The 16,401-nt window shown below is 45.8% G+C and carries 14 protein-coding genes; 7 read left to right on the top strand and 7 right to left on the bottom strand.

Annotated elements, in window-relative coordinates:
• Positions 1-5: 5 nt before the first annotated feature.
• From VC159_RS05430 to dnaQ, 5 genes are all read left to right on the top strand, one after another.
• Positions 6-824 (top strand): class I SAM-dependent methyltransferase, encoded by an 819-nt coding sequence (locus VC159_RS05430; RefSeq protein ID WP_323473012.1) that lies wholly within the window; start codon positions 6-8, stop codon positions 822-824.
• Positions 825-833: 9 nt separating this feature from the next.
• The gene (gene rnhA, locus VC159_RS05425; protein ID WP_215356848.1) at positions 834-1,298 is read left to right on the top strand and encodes a ribonuclease HI; all 465 of its coding nucleotides are present in this window, start codon (positions 834-836) and stop codon (positions 1,296-1,298) included.
• A gap of 112 nt (positions 1,299-1,410) precedes the next feature.
• Complete coding sequence (locus VC159_RS05420) at positions 1,411-2,721, top strand: efflux RND transporter periplasmic adaptor subunit (RefSeq protein ID WP_215356850.1); 1,311 nt, start codon at positions 1,411-1,413, stop codon at positions 2,719-2,721.
• Positions 2,718-5,816 (top strand): efflux RND transporter permease subunit, encoded by a 3,099-nt coding sequence (locus VC159_RS05415; protein WP_323473011.1) that lies wholly within the window; start codon positions 2,718-2,720, stop codon positions 5,814-5,816. Before VC159_RS05420 ends, VC159_RS05415 begins: the two co-directional genes overlap by 4 nt.
• Positions 5,816-6,526, top strand: coding sequence for a DNA polymerase III subunit epsilon (gene dnaQ / locus VC159_RS05410; protein WP_323473010.1), 711 nt, complete (start codon positions 5,816-5,818; stop codon positions 6,524-6,526). Before VC159_RS05415 ends, dnaQ begins: the two co-directional genes overlap by 1 nt.
• Before the next feature lie 15 nt (positions 6,527-6,541).
• On the opposite strand, the gene VC159_RS05405 is transcribed toward dnaQ, so the two are convergent.
• Together VC159_RS05405 and VC159_RS05400 are read right to left on the bottom strand one after the other, a co-directional pair.
• Positions 6,542-7,633: a tartrate dehydrogenase gene (locus tag VC159_RS05405; protein WP_216862533.1), complete on the bottom strand. Its 1,092-nt coding sequence runs from the start codon at positions 7,631-7,633 to the stop codon at positions 6,542-6,544.
• A gap of 49 nt (positions 7,634-7,682) precedes the next feature.
• Positions 7,683-8,345, bottom strand: a complete 663-nt coding sequence (locus tag VC159_RS05400; RefSeq protein WP_323473009.1) for a SprT family zinc-dependent metalloprotease — start codon at positions 8,343-8,345, stop codon at positions 7,683-7,685.
• Between the two features lie 76 nt (positions 8,346-8,421).
• Between VC159_RS05400 and VC159_RS05395 the strand changes: the two genes are divergently transcribed.
• Entirely contained in the window at positions 8,422-9,732 is a 1,311-nt protein-coding gene (locus VC159_RS05395) for an amidase (protein WP_323473008.1), read from the top strand.
• 8 nt (positions 9,733-9,740) lie between these two features.
• Here the strand turns inward: VC159_RS05395 and VC159_RS05390 are convergent, their stop codons facing one another.
• Both VC159_RS05390 and VC159_RS05385 read right to left on the bottom strand, forming a co-directional pair.
• Positions 9,741-10,715 carry a tripartite tricarboxylate transporter substrate binding protein gene (locus tag VC159_RS05390; RefSeq protein ID WP_323473007.1) on the bottom strand — a complete coding sequence of 325 codons (975 nt, stop codon included), beginning with the start codon at positions 10,713-10,715 and terminating at the stop codon, positions 9,741-9,743.
• Positions 10,716-10,745: 30 nt separating this feature from the next.
• Positions 10,746-11,867, bottom strand: coding sequence for an NADH:flavin oxidoreductase/NADH oxidase (locus tag VC159_RS05385; protein ID WP_323473006.1), 1,122 nt, complete (start codon positions 11,865-11,867; stop codon positions 10,746-10,748).
• Positions 11,868-12,028: 161 nt separating this feature from the next.
• On the opposite strand from VC159_RS05385, the gene VC159_RS05380 reads away from it, so the two are divergent.
• A complete protein-coding gene (locus VC159_RS05380; RefSeq protein WP_323473005.1) occupies positions 12,029-13,549 on the top strand; it encodes a CoA-acylating methylmalonate-semialdehyde dehydrogenase in 1,521 nt (506 codons plus the stop codon).
• Positions 13,550-13,618: 69 nt separating this feature from the next.
• On the opposite strand, the gene VC159_RS05375 is transcribed toward VC159_RS05380, so the two are convergent.
• The 3 genes from VC159_RS05375 to nuoN form a co-directional block, all read right to left on the bottom strand.
• On the bottom strand, positions 13,619-14,104 hold the full coding sequence (locus VC159_RS05375) for a DUF1178 family protein (protein WP_323473004.1): 486 nt from the start codon (positions 14,102-14,104) through the stop codon (positions 13,619-13,621).
• A gap of 64 nt (positions 14,105-14,168) precedes the next feature.
• Positions 14,169-14,768: an NUDIX hydrolase gene (locus VC159_RS05370; protein ID WP_323473003.1), complete on the bottom strand. Its 600-nt coding sequence runs from the start codon at positions 14,766-14,768 to the stop codon at positions 14,169-14,171.
• A 123-nt stretch (positions 14,769-14,891) separates the two neighbouring features.
• Positions 14,892-16,391: an NADH-quinone oxidoreductase subunit NuoN gene (gene nuoN, locus VC159_RS05365; RefSeq protein WP_323473002.1), complete on the bottom strand. Its 1,500-nt coding sequence runs from the start codon at positions 16,389-16,391 to the stop codon at positions 14,892-14,894.
• Positions 16,392-16,401: the final 10 nt, after the last annotated feature.

Raw genomic sequence — 16,401 nt, 5'->3', positions numbered from 1 at the left:
GACCGATGATACCAACCCCACCCATACCCTCTCAGACACCTGCACCTCCCTGGAGCTCATGGGAAAAATGGCTCCAATCCCCTCCTGGACGCTATGTTCTAGCTTGGGAGCAACGGTGTTTTGACCAAATTGTTGCTGATGTCTTTGGCTTTCATGCTGTGCAAATAGGTCTACCTCAGATAAACACACTAAGTGAAAATCGGATGCCTTTGCATGCAATCCTGATTCACTCTAACGATAGCCGCTCTCATGCAAGTAATTACAACTGGCATTTAATTGAAGGCGACTCTACAGACCTCCCCTTTGCCAGTGAAAGTCTGGATCTGATTGTTCTACCCCATGTTTTGGAATTTGCTGCAGATCCCCATCAAATATTGCGGGAGGTCGATCGAGTGCTTAGACCCGAAGGCCGTTTAATTATTTCTGGCTTTAATCCCGCAAGTCTGTGGGGTGCCAGACAGTACCTCAGTAGATTGGTTGGAACCCCTTATCTACCTAGAGATGGTCAATTTATTAGCCTCATCCGCATAAAAGATTGGCTAGAGTTGCTTAACTTTTCGTTAGACCGTGGTCACTTTGGTTGCTATAAATTTCCCCTGCAGGGTGAAACTGCTATGGGCAAGATGAATTTTCTTGAAAAAATGGGGAATCGCTGGTGGCCTATATTTGGGGCTGTTTTTTTAGTTTCCGCCATAAAGCGCCAACAAGGAATACGTCTCATTGGCCCGGCATCACTTGTTCGCATACCAGCCATTAAGCAGCTAAGTCCTGCTGCTGAGAGAGGCAATCTCCAAAAACGCCTCAAAAACGAGAATTCCAAGTAAATTATTGCTATGCCGCATTCGAAATCCCATCCTCACCACCCTCACATCGTGATCTACACCGATGGCGCCTGCAAAGGCAATCCTGGCCCCGGGGGCTGGGGGGCTGTTTTGAGATCAGGCGGTCATGAAAAGCATATCCATGGAGGCGAAAAGCTCACCACCAACAATCGCATGGAAATTTGTGCCGTTATTTTTGCCTTAAAAGCACTCAAACAACGCAGCACTGTCGAGCTATGGACAGACTCTCAATATGTCCAAAAAGGCGTTACAGAATGGCTAGAGGGATGGAAAAAACGGGGCTGGAAGACTGCTAGCAAGGATCCGGTCAAAAACGCAGATCTCTGGCAGGAGCTGGACTCCCTGCTCCCAGGACATGAGATCTCCTGGCACTGGGTTAGAGGGCACAACGGACACCCCGGAAATGAGTTAGCTGACCAATTAGCCAATAAGGGTGTTGGGGAGTTTTTGCCATAGGGCAAATGCATCTCAAGAGCCTCCTTTTCAGCCATCTTATGAGAGAATGATCCTGCTCTAATTAGCTTAGAAACAGTATAAAACCCACATAAAAACCTAGAAAAACGAGACTGTGTCAAAAATAGAATCTTCACTCGATAAGGCTTTTGCCAAACTCGTTCAATTTAAAGATATAGGCAAAGTTCGCCTGTGCGCCCTTTGGCAAATATATTCACCCCAATTAGACCAAGTCAAGAAACTAGATTTCGCGACAGTAAAATCTTTTGTAATCAGATTTAAATGGCGCTTGCTATTAATTCTGCTCCTACTCTATGCAGGCTCAAAGGCATATGATTATTTTTTCCCAGCCTCTGCTAAATCTGGCGGCCCAGTTACCATAACATCATTCGTAGCCCAGAAAAAAGATGTGCCTCTAATTATCGAGGCGACTGGCACTATTGTTTCCAACAGCATTGTTGATATTCGCCCAATGGTCACCAATACCGTCGCTACAATTCAGGTAAAAGATGGCCAAGAAGTCAAAGCTGGCGATCTGCTATTTACCTTAGATGACCGCAACGATAAAGCGAACTATGAGAAGCTCAAAGCCCTTGCTGATGATGCTCAAAAACAATATCTACGCGCCAAAGAATTAGTGGCTAAAAACTTTATTTCCAAGGCCGCTCTAGAAACTACATTGGCTAATGCCAAGTCAGCGCAAGCTGCAGCCCGCGCGGCAGAAGTGCAGCTCTCTTTTGATTACATTAAGTCCCCAATTGATGGTCGCGCTGGTATCGTCAATGTGTTCCCGGGCTCCTTGGTTCAAGCTAGCAATATTGTTTCCACTGCGACAAGCTCAACAGCTACATCTAGCGTTGGATCCATGGTGACCATTACCCAATTGAACCCAATTAATGTTCAGTTTGTCATTCCAGAAAAAGATATTCCCATCATCTTGGAGAACCAATTAGACGGTGATGCGATGAATGTTACGGTAACTGTAGGCGATAGCGGTAAAAGAGCTTACGAAGGAAAAGTGCTGGTTGTTGATAACCAAGTCGACCCTTCGATTGCGGCGGTACGCGTGAAAGCACAAATCCCGAATGACTCCAAAACACTTTTGCCAGGTGAATTTGCTCGCGTATCCCTAGTGGCCAATACTTTGAAGGATGCCTTAGCCATTCCATCGCAAGCAGTAGTGATCAACCCCCGCGGAAAACTTGTTTATGTTGTCGATAAAGATGACAAAGTGGCAGCCAAGCCCGTAAAAGTAGTTTATGACTACCAAGGATTGTCTGTTGTCACCGGTATAGATGCTGGCGATAGAGTGGTGGTTGAGGGCAAGCAGAATTTGCGCCCAGGAAGCAAAGTCCGCGAGGATAAATCAGCCGCACCACAAGCAACTGCTACCTCTACAACTCCAACAGCCCCAGAGAAAAAATGACACTCTCCGAATTATGTATTCGGCGCCCTGTAATGACGGTGTTGCTCTCGATAGCAACGGTCATCGCAGGGGCTGTTGCCTACATGAAAATTCCAGTAGCTGCGCTACCTAGTTTTAATACGCCAGTTATTTCTGTAAGCGCATCTTTACCGGGTGCGTCACCAGAAAACATGGCTGCCTCGGTAGCCCTTCCCCTTGAAAAAGAATTTTCGACGATTGATGGCATCACCGTAATTAGCTCCACCAATTCCTTGGGCAGTACGAGCATTACTTTGGAATTCAATAACGATCGAGATATTGATAAAGCTGCAGTTGACGTTCAAGCGGCCCTGTTGAGAGCCCAAAAGCGCTTACCGATTGAAATGACGGTACCACCGTCCTACCGTAAGATAAATCCAGCCGACACTCCTGTTCTAGTGGTGCGCATGAGTTCGCCATCAATCAGCCTCTCGGACCTCAATCAATACGCAGAAAATTTACTTTCACCAAACCTATCGACCATTAGCGGTGTAGCGCAAGTTCTTGTTTATGGTGCAAAGCGTTATGCGGTTCGCGTACGAGTTCATCCAGACGCTCTTGCTAATCGCAATCTCACTATTGACGATATCGCTGTTGCTATCAACAAAGCTAATTCCAATAGTCCTGTAGGGGTTTTAGACGGACCCCGTCAGGCCATCACCATTTATGCCAACCCACAATTAGTAAGACCTGAAGAGTTTGCCAATTTAATTGTTAGCCAAAAAAATGGTCTTCCGATCTACCTTAAGGATGTTGCTGACGTTATCGAAAGTTATGAGGACGTTAAGACATTAGCCAGCTCGAATGGTGAACGCTCAATTGCGATTGCAGTATTACGTCAACCAAGTGCAAATACGGTGGATGTTGTTAACTCCGTTAAGGCATTGCTACCTCAATTACAAAAACAGATGCCGGAATCTGTTCGAATGCAATTGTTGAATGACCGCTCGCTCTCCATTCTAGAAGCGATACATGACGTTAATCTCACATTAGCTTTAACGATCTTATTGGTTGTTATGGTGATTTTCTTATTCCTGAAACATGTTTCAGCAACAGTCATCCCCTCTATCAGTCTTCCAATCTCACTGATCGGGGCATTCTTTTTGCTCTATTTTTTGGGATACAGCTTAGATAACATATCGCTTCTGGGTATAACGCTTGCTGTAGGCTTGGTTGTTGATGATGCAATTGTGGTGCTTGAAAACATCATGCGTTATGTTGAACAAGGTATGGACCCACTCAAAGCATCCCTCAAAGGTAGCAAAGAAGTGGGCTTTACGATTATTTCCATTTCTATTTCTTTAGTGGCTGTATTTATTCCACTCTTCTTTATGGCTGGTCCTATTGGCCTTCTGTTTAGAGAATTTGCGGTAGTGGTTTCACTTTCTATTTTGGTGTCAGCAGTTGTATCGCTCACGGTTGTGCCAATGCTATGCAGTCGCTTCCTGCCAAAACCAGGTCAGCATGCCAAGGAATATGCGATCAATAAGAAGTTTGATCGCGTCTTTGACTGGATGCTAAAAACCTATATTCACTACCTTGATCTGGCTCTTAATAATCGTAAAAAAGTGTTATGGGGCGCTCTTTCCACCTTTGTCATTACCGTGGTTTTGTTTGTCTATAGCCCGAAGGGTTTCTTTCCAGAAGAAGATATTGGGCAAATTCAAGCAACTACTGAGGCATCTGAAGATATCTCCTTTAAAGCGATGTTGGCACTTCAGGATAGAGCTGCAGAACTAGTGAATACAGACCCGAATGTGGATAGCTCTATTTCAGTCATTGGCGGTGGTGCGAGCTCAGGCTACAACACCGGCAGGATTTTTATCATTCTTAAGCCCAAGGGCGATCGCGCTAAGATGGCTCAGGTGATGGAGGGGTTAAGGAATAAATTTAAAGAGATCCCCGGCCTTCAGGTCTACATGCGTCCGGTCCAGAATTTACAGCTTGGCGGCAAAAATAGTAAAAGCCGCTACCAATTTACTTTGCAAAGCGTTGGATTTGAGGGCGTGAATGAATGGGCTGATAAGTTGATGCAAAAGATGCGTACTGACCCACTTTTCCGTGACGTTACCAGTGACTCACAGCTAAAAGGTCTCAACGTCAAGATCAATATTGATCGTGAAAAAGCGGCTAGTGCCGGCGTTACGATTGCTGATATCCGTACCGCCCTCTACTCCGCCTACGGTGAGAAGCAGGTATCTACTATCTATACACCAGTCAATACTTATTACGTGATCCTGGAAGCTGCTGAAGAAGACCGTCAATATGAGACTGATCTCAATAAGATTTTTGTGAGAGGTCGGGCAACTGACAAACTGATCCCGCTATCCAGTGTTGCAAGCTTTACTCGCCAAATCGGCCCAACTGCCGTAAACCATCAAGGTCAAATTCCGGCCGTAACTCTTTCATTCAATCTTGCTCCCGATGTCTTCTTAGGTGATGCAACGAAAAAGATTGAGGAATACACCAAGGAAATTGGCTTACCCGCTTCCATCATCACGAGTTACGGTGGAGATGCGGCAGTATTTAAAAGCAACCAATCAGGCCAACTGGTACTAATTCTATCGGCTCTAGGCGTAATTTACATATTACTTGGCGTGCTTTACGAGAGTTACATTCATCCGCTGACTATTTTGGCTGGTTTGCCATCTGCTGCGATTGGCGCCATCCTTGCTTTGCGCATCTTTGGCTTCGAGCTAACCGTCGTTGCATCGATCGGCATTTTATTATTGATCGGCATTGTTAAGAAAAATGCGATCTTAATGATTGACTTTGCCTTAGATGCACAGCGTAACCAAGGCATGTCTCCTGAAAAAGCCATTCGCGAAGCATGCATCTTGCGTTTCCGGCCTATTATGATGACAACCGTTGCAGCCCTAATGGGTGCGCTCCCGATTGCTTTTGGATTGGGGGCCGGCGCAGAGTTACGTCAACCTTTAGGCATTAGTGTTGCTGGCGGTCTGATTTTTTCTCAGTTCGTAACATTGATCATTACACCCGTGATTTATCTCTATCTGGATAAATATGCCGGTAACGGTCCGATGGATATTCCACCTGCTGTTCTAGAGGGCACCTAATGCGTCAAGTTATTCTCGATACCGAAACTACTGGCCTTAATCCAGCCACTGGCGACCGGATTATTGAAATTGGTTGCGTTGAGATGGTTGGTCGTCGTCTAACCGATAGAACTTTCCATTACTACATTAATCCTGAACGCGATATTGATGCTGGCGCCTTTGCAGTCCACGGACTTTCTAGAGAGTTTTTATCTGACAAACCAATCTTTGCAAACATCGTTGAGCAGCTAATTGAGTTTGTAGATGGCGCTGAAATTGTGATTCATAACGCAGCCTTCGATTTGGGATTCTTGGATAACGAGTTTGCCCTTTTAAAGCGCCCGCCATTCAGAAATTTAGCCTCCAAGATTACCGACACCCTGCTCGACGCACGTCAAATGTTCCCCGGAAAGCGCAATTCATTAGATGCACTGTGTGAACGTTTTTCAATTAGTAATAAACACCGTACTTTGCACGGTGCTTTATTAGACGCCCAGTTGCTGGCTGAAGTTTACGTATCGATGACTAGAGGTCAAGAAGATCTTTCTATTGATCTGATTGACTACACAGTGGGAGCAGATTCTACTGGCCATGCCAAGGCATTGCCAACGAATCTGATGGTGCTTTCAGCCTCTGATGACGATCTACAAAGTCATGAAAAAATCTTGGCAGAAATTGCTAAGGCAAGTAAAAAGGACCCCGTTTGGAGTCCTTTAAATGCTACTGCCTAATTAGTAGATTACTAGTTAGATTGCCGCGGCAATCGCCTTACCCAAATCATCTGTCTTAGCTGTGCCACCAAGATCTGGAGTCAAAGGCGCATGTCCTGGACCAGATGCCAATACCTTTTCAATGGCACTAAATATTGCTTTACCAGCCTCTGGATAACCAAGGTGATCTAACATCATCGCCCCACTCCAGATCTGACCAATCGGGTTGGCGATCATTTTTCCAAAGATATCAGGCGCCGATCCATGTACTGGCTCAAACAAGGATGGGAATTTACCTTCAGGGTTGATGCTGCCAGATGGTGCAACAGCAATTGTGCCGGTACATGCAGGACCCAAGTCCGAGAGAATATCGCCAAATAAATTACTTGCTACTACAACGTCAAAGCGATCTGGATTCATAACGAAGTGAGCAGCCAAAATATCGATGTGGTATTTATCAGCTCTTACATCAGCAAATTTCTTAGACATCGCTTCAACACGTTCATCCCAATAGGGCATTGTTATTGCAATGCCGTTGGATTTGGTTGCTGAGGTTAAATGCTTCTTAGGGCGGCTTTGCGCCAAGTCGAATGCATATTGCAAAATTCGATCAACGCCCTGTCTTGTGAAAACGGATTCCTGAATAACAATCTCACGATCTGTATCAGGGAACATCTTTCCACCAACACTGGAGTATTCCCCTTCAGTGTTCTCGCGCACCACAAAGAAATCGATGTCACCAGGCTTACGGTTGGCAAGTGGGCAAGGCACACCAGGCAATAAACGTACTGGGCGCAAATTGACGTACTGATCAAAGCCACGGCGAAATTGAATTAAGCTTCCCCAAAGTGACACATGGTCAGGCAGAATGTCAGGCATACCGACTGCGCCAAAAAAGATCGCGTCGTACTTCATGAGGATATCGAACCAATCATCCGGCATCATCTTGCCATGCTTGAGATAGTAATCACAGCTTGCAAAATCAAAATGATCAAACTGCATACCAAGATTAAATTTACGATTGGCCGCCTCTAGCGCGCGCACACCCTCTGGCATGACTTCCTTGCCAATACCGTCTCCGGGAATAACGGCAATCTTGGGATTCTTAAATATTTTCTTTGCGTTCATAATTAATGTGTCTCGTTTTATTTTTGTTGAAGATGAATTTTACAAATAACTAGCTAATAGCGCGACGGATTTCATCTGGCGCCTTCTTGCTACCCTTTCCAACTGATTCACTATCGTAATCAGTGGTATTTTCGATTGTCTCTGGAACATCTTCCAGCATCCGGATGTTGTCCTTGGGGCAAATTGGCGCTCCATAACTAGCCCACTTCTTGAGCAAAGTGACCTCGTAGCCACACTGACCGCACTTAGCCTTACTTCGACTGGCATTGCTGGGTCTTGGGGGCGGGAAAACAATCGCTTGATGGGGATATGGACCAAGTTCCTGGCTAATCATCATCAGCTTCACCGTGAGCTCCTCGGTAGCATGGGCCATTCTTGCTGGACCTTCCAAGCCCACCGTTTGAGCAATCCCTTTGAAGTCTTCCCCATGTCCGCTAAAACAATCATCCACTGCATGGCAGAGCTCATGAACCAGGGTGTCTAATAGCTGAACAGGTTCATCCAACTTAGGGGATATGAATATCTCATTCACGCCACCACCTGAGCGCTCACGAGGCCAACATTGCCCAAGTGTCGTTCTAGGGCTACTAGAGGCTGGGAATCCGCATGAGACCCTGACGGGAGGGATTGCATAACCTGCTTTTGAAAAGACCGGCTCAAGATGCCTTACTGCATCTTCAAGCCAGGCCTCACGGACTGTATGTTGCTTCATTTAACTTCTCTTCTATCGAAATCTAGGACAAAAACCATCAATTGCGATCATACGCCACCATAAGTAGAATGAGTCCATGAAAGATCTAGAAAGCCTAAGCGCTACCCAAGCCATCAAAGCCCTCTCTAAGAGGGAAATTAAAGCCACTGATTTACTCCTATCCTGCCTAGACCGCATAGGGCAAAAAGAGAGCGTTGTTAAGGCTTGGGCAAGCCTGGGTAAGGAAAATGCCTTATCTCGCGCCAAACAGCTTGATAAGGGCGCCTTTCAGGGTCTATTACATGGTCTCCCAATTGGGGTGAAGGATCTTTATGACACCTATGATTTGCCGACCTCCTATGGTTCACCCATTTACGCCAACCACTATCCAGTCGCTGATGCTGTGGCGGTTGCCCTGATGCGACAGTCTGGTGCCATTATTTTAGGCAAAACTGTTACAACAGAGTTTGCAACATTTAAGAGTGGCTTAACAACGAATCCACATAACCCAAAGCACACTCCCGGCGGATCCTCTAGCGGCTCTGCTGCTGCAGTAGCCGATTTCATGGTTCCACTAGCAACCGGCAGTCAAACTGCTGGGTCAATCATTCGCCCCGCTTCTTTTTGTGGTGTAGTGGGTTTTAAACCTAGTTACGGCAAAGTGAGTATTGCGGGAATTAAAAGTCTTTCTGTAACACTCGACACCATGGGTTGCTTTGGTAGAACAGTAGAAGATGTGGGGCTCGGTGTAGCAGCTATGAGTGGCGATCATCGACTAGCAAAAATTGAAGTCTTGCATAACAAACCTCGCATTGCCATTTGCAAAACATCTAACTGGCCGTTTGCACAAAAGGAAAATGCAACAGCTCTTGCTGTTGCCCGGCATACTGCCGAGATGATTGCCAAAGGCACTGTAATTGATCTGAAGTTACCAAAGACATGTGATGGGCTCACCCAAGCCCAAACTCGCATCATGATTTCTGAAATGTCACGCAGCTTTACTTTTGAGCGTGTGCATTATGCAAAAAAACTGAGCCCACAACTTCTGAAGCAACTCAGTGAAGGCGATGAAATTAGCTATGAGCAATATGCAAAAGATTTGAGCCTTGCCGATAAGTCAAGGGCAGCTATAGAAGACTTATTTAATAATGAAGTTGATATCTTGATCGCCCCAAGCGCAAATGGAGAAGCACCTAATCTTAAAGATGGCACGGGAGATCCTGTTTTCTCAAGGGCCTGGACTATTCTAGGTTTGCCCTGCATCAATATCAACGTCAGCAATGGGCCCAATGGGTTGCCAGTAGGAGTTCAGCTCATCGCAGGCCCAGGGAAGGATCATTTCTTATTGAGCGCTGCCCGGGCATTTACATTGGCATTGCCTGATCCCACTTTACGAGACCAGGCTTAACCAAGCTCTTAATCAAGAGTTATGTTTGCCGCTTTAATTGCTTTAGCCCAAAAAGGAAGTTCTTTCTTAACTAGCGCATCCGTCTGGTTTGGCCCTAAGTAACGAAGTTCAACACCAGCGGCATCGGCACGCTCTTTAATTTCAGGTAATGCCAAGCTCTGCTTTACGGAATTGGTGAGCCTGGTAACTACTGGTGCAGGTGTTCCGGCAGGCGCATAGAGGGCTACCCATGATTCCAACTGAAATGATGGTAGACCAGCTTCAGCGGTGGTTGGTACGTTTGGCATACCAGGGTGACGATTTTTGCCGGTCACAGCAAGCCCCTTGAGTTTTCCACTTTGTACGTGCTGCATGACTGAGGGTGGCGTACTAATAAATACCTGTACCTGCCCCGCCAAAACATCCTGAATGGCTGGCCCAGATCCCTTGTATGGAACATGCACCATATCCACACCGGTAGTTTGCTTGAAGATCTCCGTACCAATATGCGACACAGAACCATTGCCCTGTGAGGCGTAATTTAATTTACCTGGATTAGCTTTTGCATATGCAATGAATTCTTTCAGATTGTTTACTGGAACTGAAGGGTGTACTGCAATGACATTAGTTGAAACAGTCAGCAAGGCAATTGGAGAGAAATCTTTAATAGGATCCCAAGGCAGTTTATCGAATAAAGCCGGATTACCAACGTGATAACCAGAATAGGAAATCAATAAGGTATAACCATCTGGCTTTGCTTTGGCGACATACTGATAGGCTGTATTACCACTGGCTCCGGGTTTGTTATCAACAATCACTGGTTGACCGATCACACGTGTTAATGGTTCACTCAATAGACGTGCCGAAGTATCAACCAGCCCGCCTGGTGGATTAGGTACTACTAAAGTAATTGGATGATCCGGAAAGGATTGGGCCATAACTAGGCATGAAATCCCAAACCCCAAAATTACAAGCGCACTGCGTATCACTGAATATTTTTTCATTAGTGTCTCCAACGTATGATTTTTAAATGCTTATCGCTGCCCTACTTTTACGTCACCAAATACGGCTTGCGCTTCTCGAGGTAAACAACGCCAATAACGCTCATTTGCAGTAACTGTGCCGCCTAGTGCTGCTGCAGCTTCCCAACCCCAGCGTGGCTTGTATAGGAATGCTCTAGCCAGAGCGATGAGATCCGCATCACCCGCTTGCAAAATGTCTTCAGCTTGCTGGGGATCAGTAATAAGTCCAACAGTCATGGTTGGTAAACCAGATTGATCTTTAACTATCTTTGCAAAAGGCACTTGGTAGTTTGGACCAATCGCAATCTTTTGTTTTGGCGAAATGCCACCAGAAGAAATGTGTACAAAATCACAACCCAAAGGTTTAAGTTGTTTTGCAAAATTCGCTGTTTCTTCCGGAGTCCAGCCACCCTCTATCCAGTCGCTAGCTGAAATGCGTATGCCAAGCACACCTTGGTATGCCGCTCTTACTGCAGCAAATAACTCCAACGGAAAGCGAATGCGGTTTTCAAATGAGCCGCCGTATTCATCCGTGCGTTGATTGGCGATAGGGGATAAAAATTGATGCAACAAGTATCCATGAGCACCATGGAGCTCAATCCCATCAATTCCAATACGATCTGCACGTTTTGCTGATGCTACAAAATCATCAATCAAGTTTTTTAATTCAACCTTACTCAATTCATGAGGTAAACGCTCTCCATCTAACTGGGGGATCGCTGAGGGCGCTAGCGTTTCCCATCCGCCCTGATCCGTTGAGAGCAATTGTCCGCCGTCCCAGGGGGTTGCACTGGATGCTTTACGACCTGCATGCGCTAACTGAATAAAAACAGGTACGGCAGGAGCCAATCCGCGCGCTCGACTTAATTTGTCCTTCAAAGCCGCTTCAGTGCGATCATCCCAAAGACCCAAACATGCTGGCGTAATTCGGGCCTCTGGGCTTACCCCGGTGGCCTCAATAATGAAGAGTGCAGCGCCACTATTCAGCAAATTACCCCAATGCATGAGGTGCCAGTCTGTTGCCTCGCCATTATTGGCCGAATATTGGCACATCGGGGCAACCACAATGCGATTTGCCAGTTCTAGAGGTCCCCGCGGGGAATTGAGGGTATAGCTCGAAAATAAAAGACTCATAAATGCCTTGAAAAGCCCAAAAATAGGTCAAAAATACGAAAATTGCCGTAAAGCGATAGAATACTTAAAAAGCAGAATAAACGAGACAGCGAAGTCGTGCAGGCTAATTGGCCAAACGGCTTTTTTAATAAAAACCTGAAAAATACTCACCACAAGAGATTATGAACGCACCTCAAGCCTTTGAATCAAAAGAAGATATTGGCCACTTTGTTGGCGGCAATGTAGTTAACCCTAAAGATGGTCGCTTTGCCGATGTTTACAACCCGACCAAGGGAACAGTAGCGCGCCGTGTTGCGCTTGCTAGCCGTAAAGAGGTTGATGAAGTTGTAGCCAATGCCCAAACAGCGTTTACGTCATGGAGTCAAACCTCCCCATTGCGCCGTGCACGCATCATGTTCAAGTATCTTGAATTGCTAAACGCTCATCGAGATGAGTTGGCTGCCATCATTACAGCAGAACATGGCAAGGTATTTACCGATGCCCAAGGAGAAGTAACACGCGGTATTGAGATTGTGGAATTTGCTACTGGCATTCCCGAGCTACTCAAAGGCGACTACACCGAGCAAGTATCAACAGGTATCGATAACTGGGTTATGCGTCAGCCATTAGGTGTAGTTGCTGGTATCACCCCATTTAACTTCCCGGTCATGGTGCCAATGTGGATGTTCCCAGTTGCGATTGCTTGCGGCAACACTTTCATCCTCAAACCTAGCCCTACAGATCCTTCTGCTTCACTGTTCATGGCTAAGCTCCTCAAGGAAGCTGGCCTGCCTGACGGCGTATTCAACGTTGTTCAAGGCGATAAAGAAGCGGTTGATGCCTTAATAGAAAATCCAGATGTTAAAGCGGTAAGTTTTGTGGGCTCCACTCCAATTGCCAATTACATCTATGAGCGCTGCTCGCACTTTGGCAAGCGCTCCCAAGCTTTAGGCGGCGCAAAGAACCACATGGTGATCATGCCTGACGCTGATATTGATAAAGCAATTGATGCCCTGGTTGGTGCTGCTTACGGCTCCGCTGGCGAACGCTGTATGGCTATTTCTGTAGCGGTATTGGTTGGCGATGTAGCAGAGAAGATCATGCCAAAACTAATCGAACGCACAAAGACCCTAAAAGTTAAAAACGGCATGGAACTTGATGCTGAGATGGGTCCAATTGTTACTAAAGCAGCCCTAGAGCGCATTACTGGCTATATTGAGGCTGGTGTAGCTTCGGGCGCAAAACTCCTTGTTGATGGCCGCGGACTCAAAGTTCCTGGCAACGAGAACGGCTTCTTTATCGGCGGCACATTGTTTGATAACGTCACACCGGACATGAAGATTTACTTAGAAGAAATCTTTGGGCCAGTTTTGTCCTGCTTGCGCGTTGCCAATTTTACGGATGCGCTTAACTTAGTTAACTCTTGCGAATTTGGCAATGGTGTCGCCTGCTTCACAAGCGATGGCAATATTGCCCGTGAATTTGCTCGTCGCGTACAAGTAGGCATGGTTGGTATTAACGTACCAATTCCAGTACCCATGGCATGGCACGGCTTTGGTGGCTGGAAAAAGTCGATCTTTGGCGATATGCATGCATATGGCAAAGAAGGCGTACGTTTCTACACCAAACAAAAGAGTGTGATGCAACGCTGGCCTGAGAGTATTGCTAAAGGCGCAGAGTTTGTAATGCCTACCTCTAAGTAATATCAGGAAGTGATTAGCAAAAAAGCGATCTTCGGATCGCTTTTTTATTTGCCAGGATGAAGTAAAAAATTACTGTAGTGTATTTTTAAGAGCGGGAATCATTGGCATCGAGAGTACATCAATACCCTCTTCCCTTAAGGCTTCGGCCTCATCCAAGGTGGTTTGGCCACGAATACTTCGCTCAGGAGATTCTTTGTAGTGAATCTTTCTAGCTTCATCGGCAAAAGAATTGCCAACATCCTCAGAGCGACCCATTAGCTCACGCATACCTTTCAAAAAGGCGGCCTGTACTTGAGCCTCGAGATGAGAATGGTCGCTACCAGTCAAAGCAACAACGCCCCCACTAAGACTTTCAGATTCAGTCTTAGGTAAAGCTAACTCAGTAGAGCTTGATTTACCAATATGTGGTGCTGAAGGCATGCGGGTGATTTCTGTGCTGTCGCATACTGGACACGCAAGCATCCCCCTGTCCTGCTGAGCAAGGCAATCTTCTTCTGAAGCAAACCATCCTTCAAAGCGATGGTCTAAGGGGCAGGCTAAGTTATAAACTTTCATAAAACGTATATAAGGGCAAAAACGATAAATTCAATACCCTATTTTAATCGGGTTTGAATGCCCCCTATTCGATTAGATGCGGCTTTACTAAGCCCCTACGATAGCGATCAAGCCAATAGGTGGCTATCGTGGTTTTGACGTCCGTAATCTCGCCATCCTCAACCCAGGATATCAATTGCTCCAATGGAGCAGCAAATACGTCCAAAAATTCTTCATCATCTAGATGGCTTTTACCAGGTATCAATTCCTCTGCCAGATAGATATCAATGAACTCTGTTGAATACGAAATTACAGGATGAATACGACGAATGAAACTCCATTTTTTGGCCGTATACCCAGTTTCTTCTTTAAGCTCTCGCTGCGCACAAACCAGATGATCTTCCCTGGGGTCTAACTTTCCCGCAGGAATTTCAATACAAGCTTTTGCAATCGGATAGCGATACTGTCGCTCGAGCAACACACGACCATCATCCAAGATCGCAACAATAGCTACAGCACCCGGATGGGTTAAATATTCGCGTATCGCCTCTTCACCATCAGGCAATGACACTTTATCTCGCTTCATGTTTAAAAAGATGCCGCCGTAAATATCTTCGCCAGATAAACGCTCTTCACGTAAATGTTTATCACCAGTCGGTAGATCTTCAAATGATTTTTCAGTCATAGGTCTTAGTACATATTCCGTCTGTTATTGATTAAACAAGCTTAACTAAATTGAATGTCATTTTGATGGCACCTGAAATGATAAAGGCCCCTTACGGAGCCTTTAGGTAGATGTTAATTCCTTTTAAGATCCCAGTAAGGTACGGCGCATTGCATCTAAGCAAAGACTCATTAAACCCGCAGGAACAATGCCGATCACTAAAACCAGAATGCTATTGAGACTCAAGAGCCCTTTGGCAAAGCCTGAACCAGAAATTGCAATCTCATGCTCAGGCTCATCGAAGTACATGACCTTAACCACTCTGAGGTAATAGAAAGCACCAATCAAAGAGGCAATCACAGCAATTACAGCCAAGAATGTATGCTCCGCATCTACCAAGGCTTCCAAAACACCTAACTTAGCGGCAAAGCCAACCGTAGGCGGAATACCGGCCAAGGAGAACATCATTACCAGACCAATAAAAGCAAACCACGGATGCTTCTTATTGAGTCCTTTTAAGCCATCCAATGTTTCGCAGTCATAACCTTTGCGCGACAAAGCCATCAATAAGCCGAAGGTGCCAAGGGTTGTCAACACATAGGTAATTGCGTAGAACATTGCCGCACTAAATGCGTGATCATCAAAAACAGACAGCATACCCAAGAGAACAAAGCCCATTTGTGCAATGGCAGAATAAGCCAGCATGCGCTTGATGTTGGTTTGCGCAATCGCAGTCACGTTACCTACAACTAGCGATAGAACTGCGAGCAAAACCAGCATTGGCTGCCAATCACCCAATAAAGGCAATAAGGTATTTACCAATAAACGGAATAACAATGCAAATGCAGCTAATTTTGGAGCAGCAGCAATCATTAAGGTCACAGCAGTTGGCGCACCTTGATAGACGTCCGGCACCCACATATGAAATGGCACCACACCCAATTTGAAGGCCAAACCAGCAACAATAAATACCAAGCCAAACGCCATCACCAAATGGTTTACACGGGGGTCGGCAACGGTTTTAAAGATTTCAATAAGGTCAAGCGATCCGGTGACACCGTAGAGCATCGACATGCCATAAAGTAAGAAACCGGATGCTAATGCACCCAAGATAAAGTACTTAATACCGGCTTCCACGCTCTTTTCGCTGCTGTGACGCATTGCAACCAATGCGTATGTAGGCAAAGCCATCAACTCCAAGCCTAGGTATAGAGTTAATAGATTTGCACCAGAGATCAATACAAACTGGCCAAGCAAAGCAAGCAGAGCCAAGACAATGAAGTCAGGACGGAACAAGGCACGATCCATCAAATATTGCTTGGAGTAAATCAAGCTCACCAAAACAGCGATGCATGAACATGCCTTGAGCAAGTTGGAAAATGGATCAGACTGAAATAGGCCATTCATTGCCACTAGCGCTGGGTCTCCCATGCGGCCAATAAAAGCAAAAATGAGATACCCCAATAAGATCAGTGAGAAAAAGTACACGAAGCCAACTCCACGCGGAGTATGAAAGATGTCTTGCTCAACACCAGGGGTAGATGTCACTCTTTCGCGAACATAAACGCTAGCAACCAATAACAAACAGGTTGCTACAAGTAAAACAAGTTCCGGCAGGATGGCGTAAAGGTCGAATGCTTGCATTTGTACTTAC

Origin of the sequence: Polynucleobacter sp. JS-JIR-II-c23, from assembly GCF_035011225.1 — a bacterium.
Lineage (GTDB): Bacteria > Pseudomonadota > Gammaproteobacteria > Burkholderiales > Burkholderiaceae > Polynucleobacter.
The sequence above is the reverse complement of the archived record's forward strand: the minus strand, read 5'-3'. Positions and strand labels throughout refer to the sequence as shown.

Coding starts and splice junctions, on each gene's coding strand:
- VC159_RS05430 (WP_323473012.1), top strand. CDS start 6: ATGATACCAACCCCACCCATACCCTCTCAGACACCTGCACCTCCCTGG.
- rnhA (WP_215356848.1), top strand. CDS start 834: ATGCCGCATTCGAAATCCCATCCTCACCACCCTCACATCGTGATCTAC.
- VC159_RS05415 (WP_323473011.1), top strand. CDS start 2,718: ATGACACTCTCCGAATTATGTATTCGGCGCCCTGTAATGACGGTGTTG.
- dnaQ (WP_323473010.1), top strand. CDS start 5,816: ATGCGTCAAGTTATTCTCGATACCGAAACTACTGGCCTTAATCCAGCC.
- VC159_RS05405 (WP_216862533.1), bottom strand. CDS start 7,633: ATGAACGCAAAGAAAATATTTAAGAATCCCAAGATTGCCGTTATTCCC.
- VC159_RS05400 (WP_323473009.1), bottom strand. CDS start 8,345: ATGAAGCAACATACAGTCCGTGAGGCCTGGCTTGAAGATGCAGTAAGG.
- VC159_RS05395 (WP_323473008.1), top strand. CDS start 8,422: ATGAAAGATCTAGAAAGCCTAAGCGCTACCCAAGCCATCAAAGCCCTC.
- VC159_RS05390 (WP_323473007.1), bottom strand. CDS start 10,715: ATGAAAAAATATTCAGTGATACGCAGTGCGCTTGTAATTTTGGGGTTT.
- VC159_RS05385 (WP_323473006.1), bottom strand. CDS start 11,867: ATGAGTCTTTTATTTTCGAGCTATACCCTCAATTCCCCGCGGGGACCT.
- VC159_RS05380 (WP_323473005.1), top strand. CDS start 12,029: ATGAACGCACCTCAAGCCTTTGAATCAAAAGAAGATATTGGCCACTTT.
- VC159_RS05375 (WP_323473004.1), bottom strand. CDS start 14,104: ATGAAAGTTTATAACTTAGCCTGCCCCTTAGACCATCGCTTTGAAGGA.
- VC159_RS05370 (WP_323473003.1), bottom strand. CDS start 14,768: ATGACTGAAAAATCATTTGAAGATCTACCGACTGGTGATAAACATTTA.
- nuoN (WP_323473002.1), bottom strand. CDS start 16,391: ATGCAAGCATTCGACCTTTACGCCATCCTGCCGGAACTTGTTTTACTT.